Source organism: Novipirellula rosea (genome assembly GCF_039541335.1).
GTDB classification, from domain to species: Bacteria; Planctomycetota; Planctomycetia; order Pirellulales; family Pirellulaceae; genus Novipirellula; species Novipirellula rosea.
Genome location: NZ_BAABGA010000064.1, coordinates 237938 through 255121 on the forward strand (window position 1 = coordinate 237938; position 17184 = coordinate 255121).

A 17184-nucleotide genomic window follows, 5' to 3' on the forward strand; every position below is an offset into this window, starting at 1 on the left:
AGATCGATTACGATGAGTCCCCACTGACACGGATGCTGCGAAAGTCCGGTGCAAATGACTTGTATTGAATGAGCTAGCGACCCATGAAACGAGTGAACTACTGCGTCGGCTGTGTACTGTTGATGCTTGCCAGTGTGGCGACCGCGGCTGACGATAACGGCATCCAAGTTGAGGCGGTCCGCCGATCGCTGCCACGCGATGTGCTGCTGCAGTACCACGATGACAACGGAACCGTTCGACCGGTCAAGTCGATCGACCAGTGGCAGCGGCGGCGAGACGAAATCATCGCGGCCATGCAAAGCGTGATGGGGACGCTGCCCGTCGAAGATGCACCACGCGAAGCTCCGTCATACCGGGTCATCGAGGAAGTCGATTGTGGGTTGTATCTGCGACGCCAAATCACTTACCAAAGCGAACCACACGGCGAGACGCCAGCTTATCTATGTATTCCCAAAACGTTGTTGCATGGCGACACTAAGGGACCGGCGGTGCTCTGTTTACACCCGACCGACGCCCAGATTGGCTACGGCGTCGTTGTGGGACTGGGCGGAAAAGCGAATCGTCAGTATGCGATGGAACTTGCCGAACGCGGCTTCGTCACGCTGTCGCCCAGCTATCCACTGTTAGCGAATTACCAGCCCGACTTGCAGGCTGGTGGTTGGAAAAGTGGGACGCTTAAGGCGGTCTGGGACAATCTTCGTGGGATCGACCTGCTGCAATCACTTCCCTTCGTCGATGATCAACCGGTCGGTGCGATCGGTCATTCGCTCGGCGGACACAATGCGGTCTATACGGCTCTGTTTGATCCACGGATCAAGGCAGTCGTTTCCAGCTGTGGACTTGATTCCTACGTGGATTATTTTGAGGGTGACCCGGCGAAATGGCTGCCAGAACAGGGATGGACCCAAACACGTTATATGCCACGATTACGAGACTACCGAGGACGGCTGGAAGAGATCCCGTTTGACTTCCATGAAATGATTGCCGCACTCGCCCCACGACCTGTGTTGATTGTTGCTCCTACCGACGACAGTAATTTCCGTGCCGACAGCGTCGATCGAATTGTCGCAGCAGCCCGTCCCGTTTATCAACTGTTTGAGAAAACCGATCGGCTGCAGGTGCGTCACCCTGATTGTGGTCACGACTTCCCCGACGAGATGCGGGAAGCTGCCTATCGGTTTTTGGAAACTGCTCTGAGCAACCACGAGTAAGAGGCGAGTTTCGATTAAACTTTTGCCTTGATTCTTCGGGGCCACGAACACTTAAATAGCCAGGCATGAATAATGGGGAGAAATCAGGCGTCTTAGAGAGCGTCCGGCTTAAAAAAACTAACCCGAAGCGTGAGTTTTGAAGTTGCGATTTTGTATTTAGGGGCAAAGCCCCGGACGTTTACCTAGCCCAGCCCAACGGGCTGGGACCAAGAAAACCTGGCCCGTTGGGCCAGGCTAGGCAAACTGCTGGGCCTTTGGCCCGAAGAACATATAAACTCGCAACTTCAAAACTTACGCGTCGGGTTAGGATGATGAAGCCTACGCGGGCGCCGTGAATAACAAAGTTTCCTGAGCCGGACACACTCTCACGCATCACGGGTCAGTTGCCGGAATACTCCTGGCTACCTGCTCTACGATCAAGAACCAACACCACTTTTGAAAGACAAGTAGAAACAACATGCGAATTCTCAGCAGTCTGATTGTCGCTCTCGCGATGAGCATCGTCTCTTTCGCCGCCGCACAAGATGCCAAACCCAATTACGACGAGTCAAAAATTCCGGCTTACACGTTGCCGAATCCACTGGCGGGAATTGAGTCGGCGGCGCAGTGGCCCGCTCGCCGCAAACAGATCCTTGAACAGTTCGCAACGGAGATGTTCGGCAAAGTCCCGACCGACAAATTTAATGCAATCTCAGTGAAGGATGCCGGTACGCGTAAACAAGTGCTCGGCGGCAAGGCGACGATGTGGCAACCGGTCATCACGCTTGCCGGTCGCGATCTGAACTTGCTGGTGCTGATGCCAGCCGACTCGCCGAATGCTCCTGCTTTCTTGGCCTATAACTTTCATGGCAATCACACCGTGCTGGATGATGCTGATATTCCGCTAACGAAAAATTGGGTTCGCAACAAACCGGATAACCGGGCTGTCGACGAAGATCGTGGCAGTGCCGCATCTCGTTGGGCGGTCGAAAAAATCATCGACAATGGATTTGCCCTGGTGACGCTTTATTACGGCGATGTCGATCCGGATGTGGACGATGGCTTTGAAAACGGCGTCCATGCCGCGTTCCCCGACAAACCGGCTGCGGACCAATGGGGATCGATCGCAACCTGGGCATGGGGGCTGAGCCGCGTGCTCGATTTCCTTGGCACGGCCCCCGAGATCGACGAGACCCGCGTGGCCGTGATGGGACACTCGCGATTGGGCAAGACGTCGCTGTGGGCCGGCGCGAATGATGAGCGTTTTGCGTTGGTGATCTCGAATAATTCGGGCTGCGGTGGCGCCGCGATCTCACGCCGCCGGATCGGCGAATCGCTGACACGTATCAATACCTCGTTCCCGCACTGGTTCTGCGACAATTTCCTCAAATACAACGACAACGAGTCGCAACTGCCCTTTGACCAACACATGCTGATCGCGCTGATGGCGCCGCGTCCGGTGTACGTTGCGAGTGCGGTGGAGGACACCTGGGCTGATCCGCGAGGCGAATTTCTTGCGGCGAAACACGCCACCCCGGTTTACGAACTCCTTGGCCGCGAAGGGCTGCCAGCCGATGAAATGCCAGCGGTGGATGAACCGAGCCAAGGCAGTATCGGTTACCACATCCGCTCGGGCGGACACTCGGTAACCGAGTTTGATTGGACTCAGTACATCAAGTTTGCCAAGCGGCACTTGATGAAGGGACAGTAGGCGGTGAGACGAGTGTAGTGGACAAGACTACGAGTCCATTATGGTCGTCATCTGGCGAGGGACTCGTTACCTCGACTGCTACGTTTAGCTGCGAGGGACTCGTTGCCTCGTCCACTACGGACAGCTGCGAGGGACTCGTTGCCTCGTCCACTACGATCGTGGACGAGGTATTAAGAAGCGGAGATGATGCGCTGCGTGCGCCGCATGGAGCGTTTCAAGTGCGTCGCGGTCCATGCGGCCAAACCCAGGATGGGCTGCGTAATTGCCTTGGTGAGACTTGAAGCGTTCCACGCTGCGAAGAAACAACAAAACCTCGTCGGCATCGTCAAGTTCCGCCGGCGGAACGAAGATAGGCGAAGTGGGAATTCCGGTCGGCGAATTGCCTTGCATCAATCGGGGCAATAGCGTGCGTCGCATCACCGGCCGCATGAATGCAAACAGTGACATCCATCGTGGATAGCCATCAATGCTGGGATCTTGAACCAACCGCAGATGGCGACAAATCTGGGCCAATGACCAATTGCCACAGCGATCGTATCCCGATTGCAACAGCGACTGCGTTTCTTCGCTTGCGGCATCGAGATTTGCAAACTGCAATACTCGCAGGTCGCTGGCGATTGCGTTCTTCCTCATCTTCCGTCTCCAACCCGGATGACCGTTTTTCCTTTTGCGTGCCCCGTTTCGACATAACGGATCGCATCCGCTGTCTCGGCAAGCGGGTAGGTTCGGCCGATGACCGGAGTGACCGCCGCCGACGTTAACATCTCCGCCAACACATTTAGATCTGCCGCGTTGGGTGTCGACAGATAACGGCACAACCGCTGACTCACCAACGGCGATATCAATAATGGTTTCAGCAGACGTGATAAAAAGGCGACCCCACTCGCCCCAGCGCCGCTGTTCAAAATTAACGTGCCGGTCGGCTTCAATGCACGCCGACAATCCGATAGCGAGCGATTCTCGACGTTGTCAAAAATCAAATCGTAACGCGGACCTCCATCAGCAAAATCTTCTCGGGTGTAATCGATGACATGATCAGCCCCGATCGAGTGGACTTGATCGACATTGGTGGTGCTGCAGACGCCCGTGACTTCGGCGCCAAACGATTTTGCGATCTGCACCGCAAACGTTCCGACACCTCCCGATGCTCCGATGATCAAGATCTTTTGCCCCGATTGAATCTTGGCTACATCACGAAGCGCATGCAGCGCGGCTAGGCCGGACGTGGGAACGGCCGCTGCTTGCTCAAACGTGATCTCCTTTGGCTTTAGCGCAAGCTTGTCTTCGCCGGTGCAAACAAACTCGGCACACGCACCGCTGCACGCGCCAAACACCTCGTCACCGATCCGGAAGCGTGTAACCCCCTCGCCAACCGCTTCGACGCGGCCCGCACAATCGTATCCCGGAACACCGTACTTTGGCTTCAGCCACCCGGTTTCCACCCGCATTAACAGCGGGGTGCCGCGGACCCCAAAACCGTCTCCGACGTGAATGGCAGCCGCGTGCACTCGCACCAACACTTCACCTTTTGCAGGTACCGGTGTAGCGATCTCTCGCAACTCGAGGTCGTCTGGGCTTCCGTAACGGTCTTGAATAATTGCTTTCATGGTCTTCTGCGGCAGGGACAGACGATGGGCGACGCCACCGCTTGCTGTGTTTTCACCGTTGTTTTTGTCAGCGGCGGTGGCCGCCAACTCAATCGGGGCTGCATTCATCTCATCTCCACGTCGAACAGAACCAAAGGGCCATGAACACTTACACTGTAAGTTTCGGCAATTCCATGTTATACTTACACCGTAAGCTGAGGCAACCGGCAACTTTTTTGAGAGGAGATAACGCTCGCGTTTGTCGCCCTTTCTGATCCAGTGCCTCGACGGAGGAGGCAAAAAGGCATTTATGGCAAAGAAATCCAAGGCGAATCGCGAAAAAGCGGGCAAGAAACGCAAGGTTTCGCTGAGCAAAGAGACCGTGCTGCAAACCGCGATTCAGTTTGCCAACCAGCATGGGATCGAGTCGCTTTCGATGCGAAAACTCGGGGAATTGCTCGGTGTCGAAGCGATGTCGCTGTACAACCACGTGTCTAGCAAGGATGCGATTCTCGACGGAATCGTCGACATCGTCGCTGGCGAAATCGAACTTCCGGTACTCGATGGCGACTGGAAAAGATCAATGCGGCGTCGTGCCGTCTCGGCCCACACCGTTCTAATGCGTCACCCTTGGGCGACGATGCTGATCGTGTCACGTCCGAATGTCGGTCCTGCGATGCTGCGTTACGTGGACGCCACGATCGGATGCCTTGTCGAGGCGGGTTTCTCTTACGCGATGGCCGACCATGCCTGGAACGCGATCGACAGTTACGTTTACGGATTCACACTGCAGAAGCTGAATTTTCCGTTCCAGCCCGACGAGTATGCCGAAGTAGCCAAAGCTTACCTTCCACAGATTCCTGTCGAAGAATACCCGTATCTGAACGGGATGTCGCAAGAAGTGATCTCGGGTCACCACGATGGTTTGCACGAATTGCAGTTCGGCCTGGACTTGATCCTCGATGGATTAGAGCGGTTGCAGCGCAGGCAATAACCGTCTGAAGCCGGCCGAATTGCATGTGCGCTAGACGCATCGGCTGTTAGAATGAGCCCAGTCACTCGGTTATTCCATGGAGACCATCGCTTGAGCACTGCACCACGCTACACGCTCGACGACTACAACCGCTGGGAAGGGGATTGGGAGCTGATTGACGGTGTCGCGGTTTCGACGAGCCCGTCACCGTTCGGACCACACGAGCGAGTGGTATCGCGATTGTCTTTCGAGATTCTTTCTCAGCTCAAACTTCGCCATTGTTCTTGCGAGGTTTACACCAACCTCGATTGGATTGTGGACAACCACACGGTGATCCGTCTCGATTTGATGGTGGTTTGCGGCGAGCAACCCGAGCGACATCTAGAGCGATCCCCCGTGGTGATGGTGGAAGTGCTGTCCGAGTCCACTCGCGAGCGAGACTTGACGGTCAAGCGAACGCTTTGCCTGGAGAACGACGTCCCGCATTACTTGATCCTCGACCCGAGTGATCGATCCATCCTGCACGTCACCGGAAATGACGAAGTGGCAGTCGACGCAGCGCAGCCGTTAACACTGCGTTTGGACGACCAATGCGAAATCGAATTGGATTGCCAAAAACTGTTCCAGTAGAGTTGGGTGATTCCCCGGTCGCGACCGATACCAAGACTTGCGACCGAGCAAGCCGAAGTTTTTTGGCAACGTGCACCTCCGCTGCAGCGCCCTCACCCAGATGAGGCCTAAAGGGCCCATCCGACCTCTCCCCAGCTGGCGATCGGGAGAGGTAACTTGTCAACTGCCACCTCTCCCAAACGCAGTTTGGGAGAGGTCGAGCAGAGCCTTCAGCGATGCTCGGGTGAGGGCCGACCGAGCAAGCCGAAGCTCTTGGCAACGTGCAACTCCGCTACAGTGCCCTCACCCGGATGAGGCCTAAAGGGCCCATCCGACCTCTCCCCAGCTGGCGCTCGGGAGAGGTAACTCGTCAACTGCCGCCTCTCCTAAGCTGACGATCGGGAGAGCGTAACACCGAACTCGACCGGCCGAAACGCTTGGCGTTTTCTCGCTACCAGAGGATTTGGTCGTAGGGTGCAAAGGCCGATTTGGCCAGCCACGATGCGTCGGTGCACACACGATTTGCGATGACTTCGGCGCGTTCTGCCTCGGTTAACCTGCTGACTTTTTTCTTCAGTTGATCGCGCACGCTATGAGTCAACCGTGGGACTCGGACAACATAACGGGCGTTCGTTTGTGCAACCAGAAACTGTGGCTTCACTGCGGCAATCAAGTGGGGATCCAAGCCGCCTGCGGTGTGAACCAAGATCACACAGCCAAACATTCGGCTTGCGTACTTTAGCATCGCGTAACTCGAAGAGGATCCGAAAATCAAGCACGTTTGATCCACCAGTGCATCTGAATGACGCGTGACAAAGATGCGGCCAAAGCTGCGCAATCCGTTGTCGTAAACGATATGTCGACCAAGGTCGTAGGAATCGAGTCGCTGGGTTAGCGATGTCCGCGGAGGATTCATTTTGCAGCCGAGATCCCCAACGATCGGCTCGCTGCGATAACGATCATCGATAAACAAATCGACAACGTCTTGCGAGTCCAGCCCCAATCGCTTCGCAAGCTCCACAGCGCCGACCTTCGCCCCTTGATCACTCCAGTGGGTGTCGGTGACTAGAAACGCATCGTCGCCGCATGCTTTCATGGCTGCAACCGGATGCACTAGCAACTGCCGGGGCAGGACATCAGCAACCTGCTGCACCGGATTTTGTTTACCAGCCGCCAGGGGATGGTATTGCCCCAGCACACTCTCTTTTGCTGGAGCAATCAACAGGGCGACGGGAGCTTGGATCGATTTGCCAAAACGCTGTAGTCCTCGTGCATACTTAATCCAAGATCGCAGTCCGCGACGGGTCAACTGCAGCGTCCCCCGGTGCTGATCCATGCTGTGGTTCGTGTCGTTGCCTAGAAACAACCATCCCGATTTTCCCTCCAGCACGCCGGACGACCGATTCGGTCCGCTGGCCGCGGCTTCAAAACGAACGTTGCCAAGCTTGACTTGCCGCGTCCCCAACCGCAGCGAGAGCGGAAAGGATGTCACATGATTTGCCACGACAAATTGAAATCCGTAGCACCGCTGCGAAGGATGCTCTGGATTTTGCTGCAACACATCGGCGATCACGTCGGATCGCGGGCCGTTCAGCGGATGCACTAATTCGGTATCAGGAGTCAGGGACGCGACCACTTGCGGAGCCACCGCCAAAGGCAGCCGCTCGGGATCCAATAACACCCATCCTCGTACCACCCTTCCATGCATGCACGGCTCGGCCGGGAATTCGCTCGCCTCGCGTGTCACGGAATTCGCTTCACGCTCGGCACCGGGTTCTGGAGGTGGCGTCTGCACGCCCCAATCAAGGACGATTCCCTTACCCCACAACAGACGGTGTCCCCATAAGCGGCATCGATAAAAACGACTCAGCAAGGCACTACTAGTCACGTTATCTGATTAGCCCTCGCGTGCTATAGTTCTAACCGGCCACCACCCGCAGGGCAAAAATTACCAAAATGGTTAGAGCCGCATAACCAGACTCTTTCAAGAGTCGCTCTTGGTGTATTGCTGAATGATTCATTGAAACGCCTGGATACTCGTCGATGACTGAACGGAATCCCCCAACCCCACGAGAACCTTTAGCGTTGGTCGGCGTTGGCTGCCGATTTCCGGGCGGGGTGCGAGACACCGACTCGCTTTGGCAATTATTGGTTGACGGACGCAGTGCGATCCGCGAGGTCCCGGACGACCGATGGCACGTGGACCGGTATCATCACCGCGATCCCGATGCGATTGGCCATATGGTCACGCGGCGAGGCGGCTTTGTCGACCAACTGAAGCAATTTGATCCGGCGTTTTGGGGGATTTCGCCACGCGAGGCGATACGGATGGACCCGCAACAACGTTGGCTACTCGAGACCGCTTGGGAAGCGTGCGAGGACGCGGGCATCGCGCCAAGCACATTGCGAGGCACATCCGTCGGTGTGTTTGTCGGGGCGGCGAGCCATGATTATGGCACGCTGCAACTGGATGACCTGGCGAACCTCGATGTGCATTCCAATACCGGTGGCACGCTTAGCATCGCCGCCAATCGCATCTCGTACATGTTCGACTTCAAAGGTCCAAGCCTTGCTGTCGATACCGCTTGTTCCTCCGCTTTGGTCGCCGTAGCGATTGCGTGTCGTGCGATATGGTCGGGCGAATGCGACGCCGCACTCGCGGGCGGCGTCAATGCATTGATTACCCCCAACACCAGTGTTGGGTTCAGCAAAGCTTCGATGCTGTCTCCGTCAGGCGAATGCTATGCCTTTGACGCACGCGCCAACGGTTATGTGCGAGGCGAAGGGGCAGGCTTGGTTCTGCTGAAACCATTGAGCAAGGCGATCCAGCAACGCGACCGAATTTACGCAGTCCTGCGATCCGCCGTCGTCAACCAGGATGGTCAGACCTCTTCGATGACCGTGCCCAGCGTTGCCGGTCAAAGCGAGATGCTAGCCGCGGCCTATCGCGAAGCCGGCGTGGCTCCCCAAGACGTCGCGTACATGGAAGCTCACGGCACCGGCACTCCGGTGGGCGACCCGATCGAAGCCGAAGCACTTGGACAAGTGTTGTCGCAGGGCCGCGATGATGGCAACGTTTGCTACATGGGCTCGATCAAGACCAACATCGGACACCTCGAATGCGCATCCGGCGTCGCGGGACTGGTCAAGGCGGCAATGGTCCTGGATCGCAAACAAATCCCAGCGAATCGCAATTACGAAACGCCCAACAAGTCCATTCCCCTGGACCGCTACCGATTGCAGGTTCCTACCGAATTGCGATCGCTGCGGTCACCCAACAACCAACCGCCGATCGCGGCGGTGAATTCGTTCGGTTTCGGAGGCACGAACGCTCACGTCGTGTTGCAGGCGGCCCCCGAACGCGTGCACTTGCACCGTGATCACGGCCGCGCAGAGCGGCCATTTGTGCTGCCAATCTCTGCACGCGATGAGGCTTCACTGCGAGCGTATGCCGAGCGTTATCGCCAACGGCTCGAGACGATCGACGGTGACTTGGCTGACTTTTGCTATTCGGCCGCGTCCCGCAAGGAGCAACATGATCATCGGCTCGCCGTGATCGGAGCGACGCCGAATCAGCTTCGGCAGCGTCTCGCTCAGTGGCTCGCCAACAGCGAAGCTGGCGAGGGCATAGTGGCAACTCACCCCGCGGCCAACTCCGCACCCCGTGCCGCTACCAACCACAACGCGAATGTTTTCGTCTTCACGGGCCAGGGATCTCAGTGGTGCGGGATGGGGCAAAGTTTGCTCAAGCGTGAACCGATTGTGCGCGAAACGATCCAAGAAATCGACGAACTCTTTCAATCACTCAGCGGTTGGTCCCTGCTGCGGGAGATCGAGCTTCCTGAGAACGAGTCGAACATCCAACAAACTCGAGTGGCACAGCCGGCAATCTTTGCGATCCAGGTTGCGTTGGTTCGGCTTTGGGCTTCGTGGGGCGTTCACCCATCTTCGGTGGTCGGGCACAGCGTCGGCGAAGTGGCGGCGGCTTGGTGCGCAGGCATCTATTCGCTGCACGATGCCGTTCGGCTGATCTATCACCGCAGCCGACTGCAAAACGAAACCGGCGGCGCGGGCGGCATGTTGGTTGCCGGAGTGTCTGTGAACGAGGCAAATGAATTCATCGGCGCGGATGCCGACCGTGTCCAAATCACCGCGGAAAACAGCCCGTCACTCGTAACGATCGGTGGCGATATCGAACCGCTCGAAGCGATTGGGGCAAGCTTAGAGAAGCGTGGCCATTTCGTCCGCTGGCTAGGACTGAATTACGCGTTCCATACGCACCAAATGGATCCAATCCGATCCGAATTGTTAGAAGCATTGGCGGACTTGGCCCCTCGCCCCGAAACGCTACCCTTCGTCTCGACCGTCACCGGCGGGCAATATCCTGGCACACAGATGGACGCCGGTTATTGGTGGCGCAACGTGCGTGAGCCGGTGCGATTTGAATCGGCAATTGCGACATTGGCGACCAACGAGGCAACCCGCTTCCTCGAAATCGGCCCGCATCCGTCGCTGCGTAGTTCCATCGATGCCTGCTTGGCGGATCAAAAGGTCCAAGCCACGATCGTTCACTCGCTGACTCGCAACACCGATGCAGCACTGGAATTGGCCACCAACCTAACCAAGCTGGCATTCGATGGAGTCGATGTGGATTGGTGCGAGGCGAACCAAAGTTCCGGCAAGTTCGTCCCTCAGCCCGCTTACCCTTGGAACTACCAAGAGTATTGGCTGGACCAGGGGGACACCGCCAACCGGATCGATCCGCCGCTGCATCCGTTTCTCGGTGAGCGACTGAACGTTGCCCAACCGACGTGGCAATTCCATCTTGATCCTCACTTGTTTCCCTATCTGACGGACCATCAAATCTGGAACGGCATTGTCTTTCCGGCGGCTGGGTTTGCTGAGATCGGCATGGCGATCGCCGCCGAATGGTTCCCCGACGATTCCTACGTGGTCGAAGACCTCGAGTGCATCAGTGCGTTGTTCGTATCCGACACCGCCATCCCCAAAATCCAGGTGGTGTTTGACGAAAAAACCAAATCATTCTGGATTCACAGTACAACGGGCACCGCAGCGTGGGAACTGCATGCGAGAGGCCGTTTGGTCGCGATGCCGCCGGCTAATGAATCACAAACGATTGATCTGCAGGAAATCTGCAAGCGTTTGCCAAGCAAAATCATGCACGATGACTTGTATCGCGACCTGCATGGTTTGGGCTATGGATTTGGAGCGAACTTTTCGCTGATCGCAGAAGCATGGAGCCATGCGGAGGTAACCGAACCTTGGCTCATCCACCAGGAATCTCTCGCACGGATTACCGTCACCGATCAAGTTGCCGATGGCGCGTCGAGGTACTGCATTCACCCCGCGGTGCTGGATGCCTGTTTCCAGGCAACACATGGGACGCGCTATGCAGAGGGGCAAAATGATCGTGGGCAGAACGAACATGACAATTGCATGTATCTGCCCGAGTCGATCGGGCGGGTTCAGCAATACACACAAGAAATCCCCACGGAGCTATGGGCCCATGCCATTCGCTCGCGTGTCGATGGAACGTCGGTCGAATACTCGATCCGTGTCGTCGATGATTGCGGGAAACCTGTCGCGTCGATCTCTCGATTTCGTGTCGCCCGGGTCGACTCGGTGCACAATGGCGTCCATTTCAAAGATCATCTTTACCAATTCGAATGGCAGCCCCAGGAACTTTCGCGAACTCTGGCTAGCGACGTAGCGGTGGATGACAGATCGTCACCGGCCCCTTCGATAGTTTTGGTGTTCGTCGACGAGAGTGGAATCGGTGAATCGGTTGCCGCCAAATTCAAGCAGCGAGGGGATCGTGTAATCTCGTTGCGGCGGGGGGCCGCTTTTGAGCGAACCAGCAAAAACGAGTTCAGCTTAACTGACGGAACCGCTAGCGAATTGAATCGCGTATTCGCAGAGACGGGACTCGGCGACTCCAAACGAACAAAGATCGTTCACTGCTGGACGCTCGATCACAACGCAAAACTTGTTCACAACGAGCAACTGCTTGCCGAACAGCAATCAGGGGTGTTCAGTGCACTGCAGCTTTCTCATGCACTGGACGGAACAGATCTTGCCACCGATCCTCGTGTTTATTTCGTCACCCGCTCGGCAACTAGCGTTCATGAAACCGACCCGCTGACGGGTCTGGCGGCGTCGCCCTTGACCGGATTTTGCCGCGTCGCGAATAACGAATCAAACCAATTTCAGTGGACTCTGGTTGATCTCGAATCAAAGCCAAGTGATTCCGAAATTGACGACTTGGTTGGCGAGATTACAAGCGACAACCGTGAATGCGAAATCGCGCTGCGTGACAACCAGCGGTTTGTCAACCGACTGCAGCGAGTGATGCTGGACCAATTTCCACAACGGCAAAGCAAAGCGGTGTTTGAAAACGGTGATACCGCTGCCTTCAAACTGCAAATGAGCAAGGCGGGTGTTTTAGAGCATTTGACGCTGAATGAAACCCACCGACGTCCGCCCGGTCCCGATGAGATCGAAGTTCGAGTGAGGGCCGGAGGCATCAATTTCCGAGACGTCATGAAGGCGCTTGGGATGTACCCCGGCACGACCGACGATTTGCTTTGGTTTGGTGACGATTTCTCAGGAATCGTCGTGGCGACCGGAGCGAATGTGAACGACATCCAGTGTGGCGACTGCGTTTCAGGCATCGCTCCGTATGCATTTCGCAGCCACATCACCGTCGATCACCGATTGGCGTTCAAGCACCCCACGCACCTGTCGTTTGAACAAGCCGCCACGCTGCCCACCGTGTTTATGACAACGCACTTTGCGATCAAGCACGTTGCTCGCATGCAGCAGTGTGAAAAGATTTTGATTCATGCAGCTGCAGGCGGGATTGGCCAAGCGGCGATTCAAGTGGCTCAGCACCTGGGACTCGAGATTTTTGCTACCGCAGGAAGCGATGAAAAACGAGACATGCTCGCCGCGATGGGAGTGCGTCATGTGATGAATTCGCGAACGGTCCAGTTTGCGGATCAAATCATGGATCTGACCGCAGGCGAGGGCGTCGATGCGGTCCTGAATTCACTGGCCGGGGAATTTGTTCCCAAAAGTCTATCGGTGCTGGCGCCATTCGGACGTTTCTTAGAGATCGGCAAGATCGACGTCTACGAGAATTCCAAAGTGGGCTTGGCTGCGTTCAAGAACAATATCTCGTATCACATGATCGACCTGGCTCAGATCATCGCCCAACGGCCAAGCCGTATTGCATCGATCGTTACAGAGTTATCGTCGCTGTTTGAATCGGGCGTCTACACCCCGCTTCCTCACAAAGTGTTCCCGATCGACGAAGCGGTCGACGCGTTTCGCTACATGGCTCAAGGACAACACATCGGCAAAAATGTGTTGTCGTTTCCCTCGAATCCAACAACGGCATCGGCTTTATCGATCGGGCCTTGTACCGAGGATGGGCACCTGCTTCGCTCGGATGCCAGCTACCTGATCACCGGTGGCGCGGGTGGATTCGGATGGGAGATTGCCAAATGGATGGTCCGCCAAGGCGCACGCCACTTGGTGTTGCTCAGCCGCAGTGGCCCCAAGGAAGATGTCGCAAGTGAAATTGAATCGTTGCGTGCCGAGGGAATCACGATCAACGATGCTCGTGGTGATGTGACCAAGGCAGAAGATGTCCAGCGTGTGATCGAGCAAATCCAAACGGATGCGCCGGTACTCAAAGGCGTGGTGCATGCAGCCATGGTGTTGGACGATGCCTTCATTGCCGATTTGGACGAAGCACGTTTTGCAAAAGTGCTGAACCCCAAAATGCTCGGGGCATGGAACCTGCATGTTGCCACACGTGATGTTCCGCTGGATCATTTCATCTGTTTCTCGTCGTTTTCAAACTTAGTAGGGGCAACCAAGCAGGCCAACTACAACGCGGGAAATAGCTTCCTTGACGCGATGGCCCACCATCGCCGAGCGAGCGGATTGCCGGCCTTGACGTTGAACTGGGGCGCCCTGCTTGATGCGGGATTCGTCGCCCGCAACCACAAGACCGCCGAGTATTTGGATGGCGTTGGGCTGAAAGCGTTTCGGATTAGTGAAGCCCTTGATGTGTTCGCTGAAATGATTCTTCGTGACACCGCCGTGGTCGGTGCCGGACGAGTCGACTGGAAACAATTTAGCAAGATAAGTGATGCCGTCGCAACGCTTCCGATGTATGAATGCGTCCGGCACGACGTGCGTTCGACTCCATCGAACTCAGGCCTGCAGTCGCAACTTCACAGCGTTTCGCCAAATGAGCGACTCGATATCCTAGGCGACTTTGTGGCAAGTCAAGTGGCCGGAGTCTTCGGTATCGAGCCCGCAAAGGTCGATCGCGATGCATCGCTGGCGCAAGTCGGAATCGATTCGCTGATGGCGGTTGAACTGATCAATCGCATCGAAACGGCGGTGGGAACACGAATCCCAATGAACCGCATTCTCAGCGGACCGAGCGTCCGAGAACTGAGTCACTCGATCCTAGCATTGATGTCGGACCTCGATGCGTCCGAAGCAAACACAACAATCGAAACCGCAAGTGAGCAAAGTGCGTCGACCGATGATCCGATCGACTTCGAACGTGAAGCCCAACTCGATCCTTCGATCGTTCCCTGCGGAACCGAGGTGAACGCAGAAACGCCGGGACGCGTGCTACTAACCGGAGCCACGGGATTCCTTGGGGCTCATCTGCTGTACGAATTATTAGAAACCACGTCGTCACAAGTGGTGTGCTTGGTCCGTGCTGAAAACGAAATCGCAGGGAAGCAGCGAATCGCTGAGAATCTTGCTAAATACCGCCTGCAGCACAGCGATCTCAAGAATCGGGTTCGAGTCCTGGTCGGCGACTTTTCTCAGCCGCAACTTGGTCTTTCCGCAGCGAATTTTGATGAACTGGCCGAATCCATCGATGTGATCTACCACAACGGCGCCAACGTGAATTTGCTTCTGCCTTACCCGTCGCTCAAATCGGACAACGTGGACGGTACGCGTGAATTATTGCGTCTGGCGTGCCATCGGCAGACGATACCGATGCACTACGTTTCGACGTTCACGGTGCATGCGACCGACGCTAACCGCGGCCGCGTGATCGCTGAATCCGACGCTTTGCCACCGTGCCAGGATGTGTTGTATGGGTATTCACAAACCAAATGGGTCGCCGAACAGATGATCGAAGAGGCGCGGCGACGTGGGTTTCCCGTAACGATCTATCGCCCGGGTCATGTGACGGGACACAGCGAAACCGGTATTGCCAACGTCGACGATCTGCTACATCAAATTGTCCAAACCTGTTTGTGGGTCGGCGCCGCTCCGTTTCGCGATTTCGAACTCGATGCGACACCGGTGGACTTTGTTTCCAAGGCGATGGTGTACCTGGCGCAGCAAAAACAAAATCAAGGCAAAACCTTTCATCTGACCAACCCGCATCCGATGACGGCGGACGCGTTGACGCAGTGGATGCTTGACGGCGGTGCCAACGTCGATTGGATCGACATCGAGACATGGCGACAGCGATTGGCTGACTTAGCCGAGCATGCCGATGCATCGGCCGAGGGTTTGAAAATACTCGCCGACATCATGATGCCACGCTTTGCCACGCCCGATGATCGCAGAATCCATGGTCGTTTTGACTGTCAACAGACTCTCGACGCCTTGCGAGAAAGCGGCATCCGATGTGCGCCGGCGGATGCCCGTTTGATCTCTCGATGCCATGATTACTTGCAAAAAATGGGTAATCCTCCACAGATCGACGCTCCGCGAATTGACAGCGGCTCGGATGCGAAATCACGCAACCCGCGATTGAATACTGTCATGCAAGCGGGCAACGAAAAGGTCCATTAGCTTTTCCGACTGCCGTGCGGTCACGAACTGAGCATCGTAGTGAAGGTTTAGTTTTAGCCGATGAGCATATTCCAGCGTCAGCATCGTCACGCAGTTATAGGGTCGTAGCGGCGCCAGGCCATCCATATCGTGAAGCACTAAATCCGCCACCTGCAAACATCCGTCGGTGCGGGGCAAGGGGCACCGCCGTGTCATTTTCCCCGTGTTGGAAAAGATCACCGACAATTGGCACGTGTCCTGCTGAACCGAGCGTTTTAATCCACCCGGAATCCAGTGCAGCAGTTTCAAGAACCACAGAAACGTGAACTCCAATTGAAACCGCTTGATGACTTGCATCTCATCATGAATGCCGTTTAGCAGTTGATCGCGATCCACACTGTCCTTGCCACGACGATCCAGGAAAACGGAACTGACACAATTCATCGCGGGCAGTGAACGATACGATGCGTCTCGCATGTTCATGGGGATCATCATCCGCACCCAATGTCGGTCGTGGTATTGATCAAGTTCTTTCTGCCAATCCCATAACGCCAAAAAGAAGTCACGAACTAACAACTCATGAAGCGTGACGTTTCGTTCGTTTGCCGTATTTCGCAAGGCCAGGGTTTGCGATTTTTCAAACCGAAAACTTGTCAGCGAAGGGAATGCCGCCGTCGATTCGGCTTGGCGATCACGGGCAGGATGATCAAGCAGCGGCTTGGGATGGCGTCCCAAAAATTGGGCCGCCCCTAACAGCCCCACCATTTGGCCGGGCAACAGTTTAAGCAGCTTGGCAAGTCGCAGTCCGTAGGTGCCGCGAGATGCAACCCGATCGGGATCCACGGTCGTCGCATCGCTGGCGATTTCACCATTGGTTCGAAGATGGGCATAGCGTACGAAAAGATCGTCAATAAATCGTTCCATCCCCGCTCCATCGCAGCAAGCGTGATGGAACTGGAACGTGACCTCGACGTTCACCGCCCCTTGGACGACATAGACTTTCAAACCACTCTCGCGCCCTAAGTCGATCGGTTTTGCCTGTGGCAGCGGACCTCCTGTTTCGCCTTCGCACCATAACAATTCAGGCTGAACACCGTCGGCAAAGGACCAGCGGTCACGCCATCCGGATGTCACGGTCGCCCGCAGAAGCGGATGCCCCGGCAATGTTTTTTTCAATGCCGCAGCAAAGGTCTCACGATCGAGCCGGCCTTGGAAATGCAGCCGAATGAAGCAGTGGCAGGGATAGGCCGCAGAATCCTGAAGCAACATACA

The 17184-nt window shown here is 56.1% G+C and carries 9 protein-coding genes; 5 read left to right on the plus strand and 4 right to left on the minus strand.

From position 1 onward, the window contains the following. Positions 1 to 83 precede the first annotated feature (83 nt). Together ABD971_RS23810 and ABD971_RS23815 are read left to right on the plus strand one after the other, a co-directional pair. Positions 84 to 1211, plus strand: coding sequence for an alpha/beta hydrolase family protein (locus ABD971_RS23810; protein WP_345326187.1), 1128 nt, complete (start codon positions 84 to 86; stop codon positions 1209 to 1211). A 457-nt stretch (positions 1212 to 1668) separates the two neighbouring features. Continuing rightward, positions 1669 to 2901 carry a glucuronyl esterase domain-containing protein gene (locus ABD971_RS23815; protein ID WP_345326189.1) on the plus strand — a complete coding sequence of 411 codons (1233 nt, stop codon included), beginning with the start codon at positions 1669 to 1671 and terminating at the stop codon, positions 2899 to 2901. Positions 2902 to 3051: 150 nt separating this feature from the next. Here ABD971_RS23815 and ABD971_RS23820 read toward each other — a convergent pair whose 3' ends face one another. Beyond that, complete coding sequence (locus ABD971_RS23820) at positions 3052 to 3534, minus strand: DUF1569 domain-containing protein (RefSeq protein WP_345326191.1); 483 nt, start codon at positions 3532 to 3534, stop codon at positions 3052 to 3054. Then, entirely contained in the window at positions 3531 to 4616 is a 1086-nt protein-coding gene (locus ABD971_RS23825; protein WP_345326193.1) for an NAD(P)-dependent alcohol dehydrogenase, read from the minus strand. Before ABD971_RS23825 ends, ABD971_RS23820 begins: the two co-directional genes overlap by 4 nt. A gap of 181 nt (positions 4617 to 4797) precedes the next feature. Between ABD971_RS23825 and ABD971_RS23830 the strand changes: the two genes are divergently transcribed. After that, positions 4798 to 5481: a TetR/AcrR family transcriptional regulator gene (locus ABD971_RS23830; RefSeq protein WP_345326195.1), complete on the plus strand. Its 684-nt coding sequence runs from the start codon at positions 4798 to 4800 to the stop codon at positions 5479 to 5481. A gap of 90 nt (positions 5482 to 5571) precedes the next feature. Further along, positions 5572 to 6090, plus strand: coding sequence for a Uma2 family endonuclease (locus ABD971_RS23835; protein ID WP_345326197.1), 519 nt, complete (start codon positions 5572 to 5574; stop codon positions 6088 to 6090). A 430-nt stretch (positions 6091 to 6520) separates the two neighbouring features. On the opposite strand, the gene ABD971_RS23840 is transcribed toward ABD971_RS23835, so the two are convergent. After that, positions 6521 to 7957, minus strand: coding sequence for an alginate O-acetyltransferase AlgX-related protein (locus ABD971_RS23840; RefSeq protein WP_345326199.1), 1437 nt, complete (start codon positions 7955 to 7957; stop codon positions 6521 to 6523). A gap of 155 nt (positions 7958 to 8112) precedes the next feature. Between ABD971_RS23840 and ABD971_RS23845 the strand changes: the two genes are divergently transcribed. Further along, positions 8113 to 15933, plus strand: coding sequence for a thioester reductase domain-containing protein (locus ABD971_RS23845; protein WP_345326201.1), 7821 nt, complete (start codon positions 8113 to 8115; stop codon positions 15931 to 15933). Here the strand turns inward: ABD971_RS23845 and ABD971_RS23850 are convergent. Continuing rightward, positions 15877 to 17181, minus strand: coding sequence for a hypothetical protein (locus tag ABD971_RS23850; protein ID WP_345326203.1), 1305 nt, complete (start codon positions 17179 to 17181; stop codon positions 15877 to 15879). The two genes, ABD971_RS23845 and ABD971_RS23850, sit on opposite strands and share 57 nt — an antisense overlap. Positions 17182 to 17184: the final 3 nt, after the last annotated feature.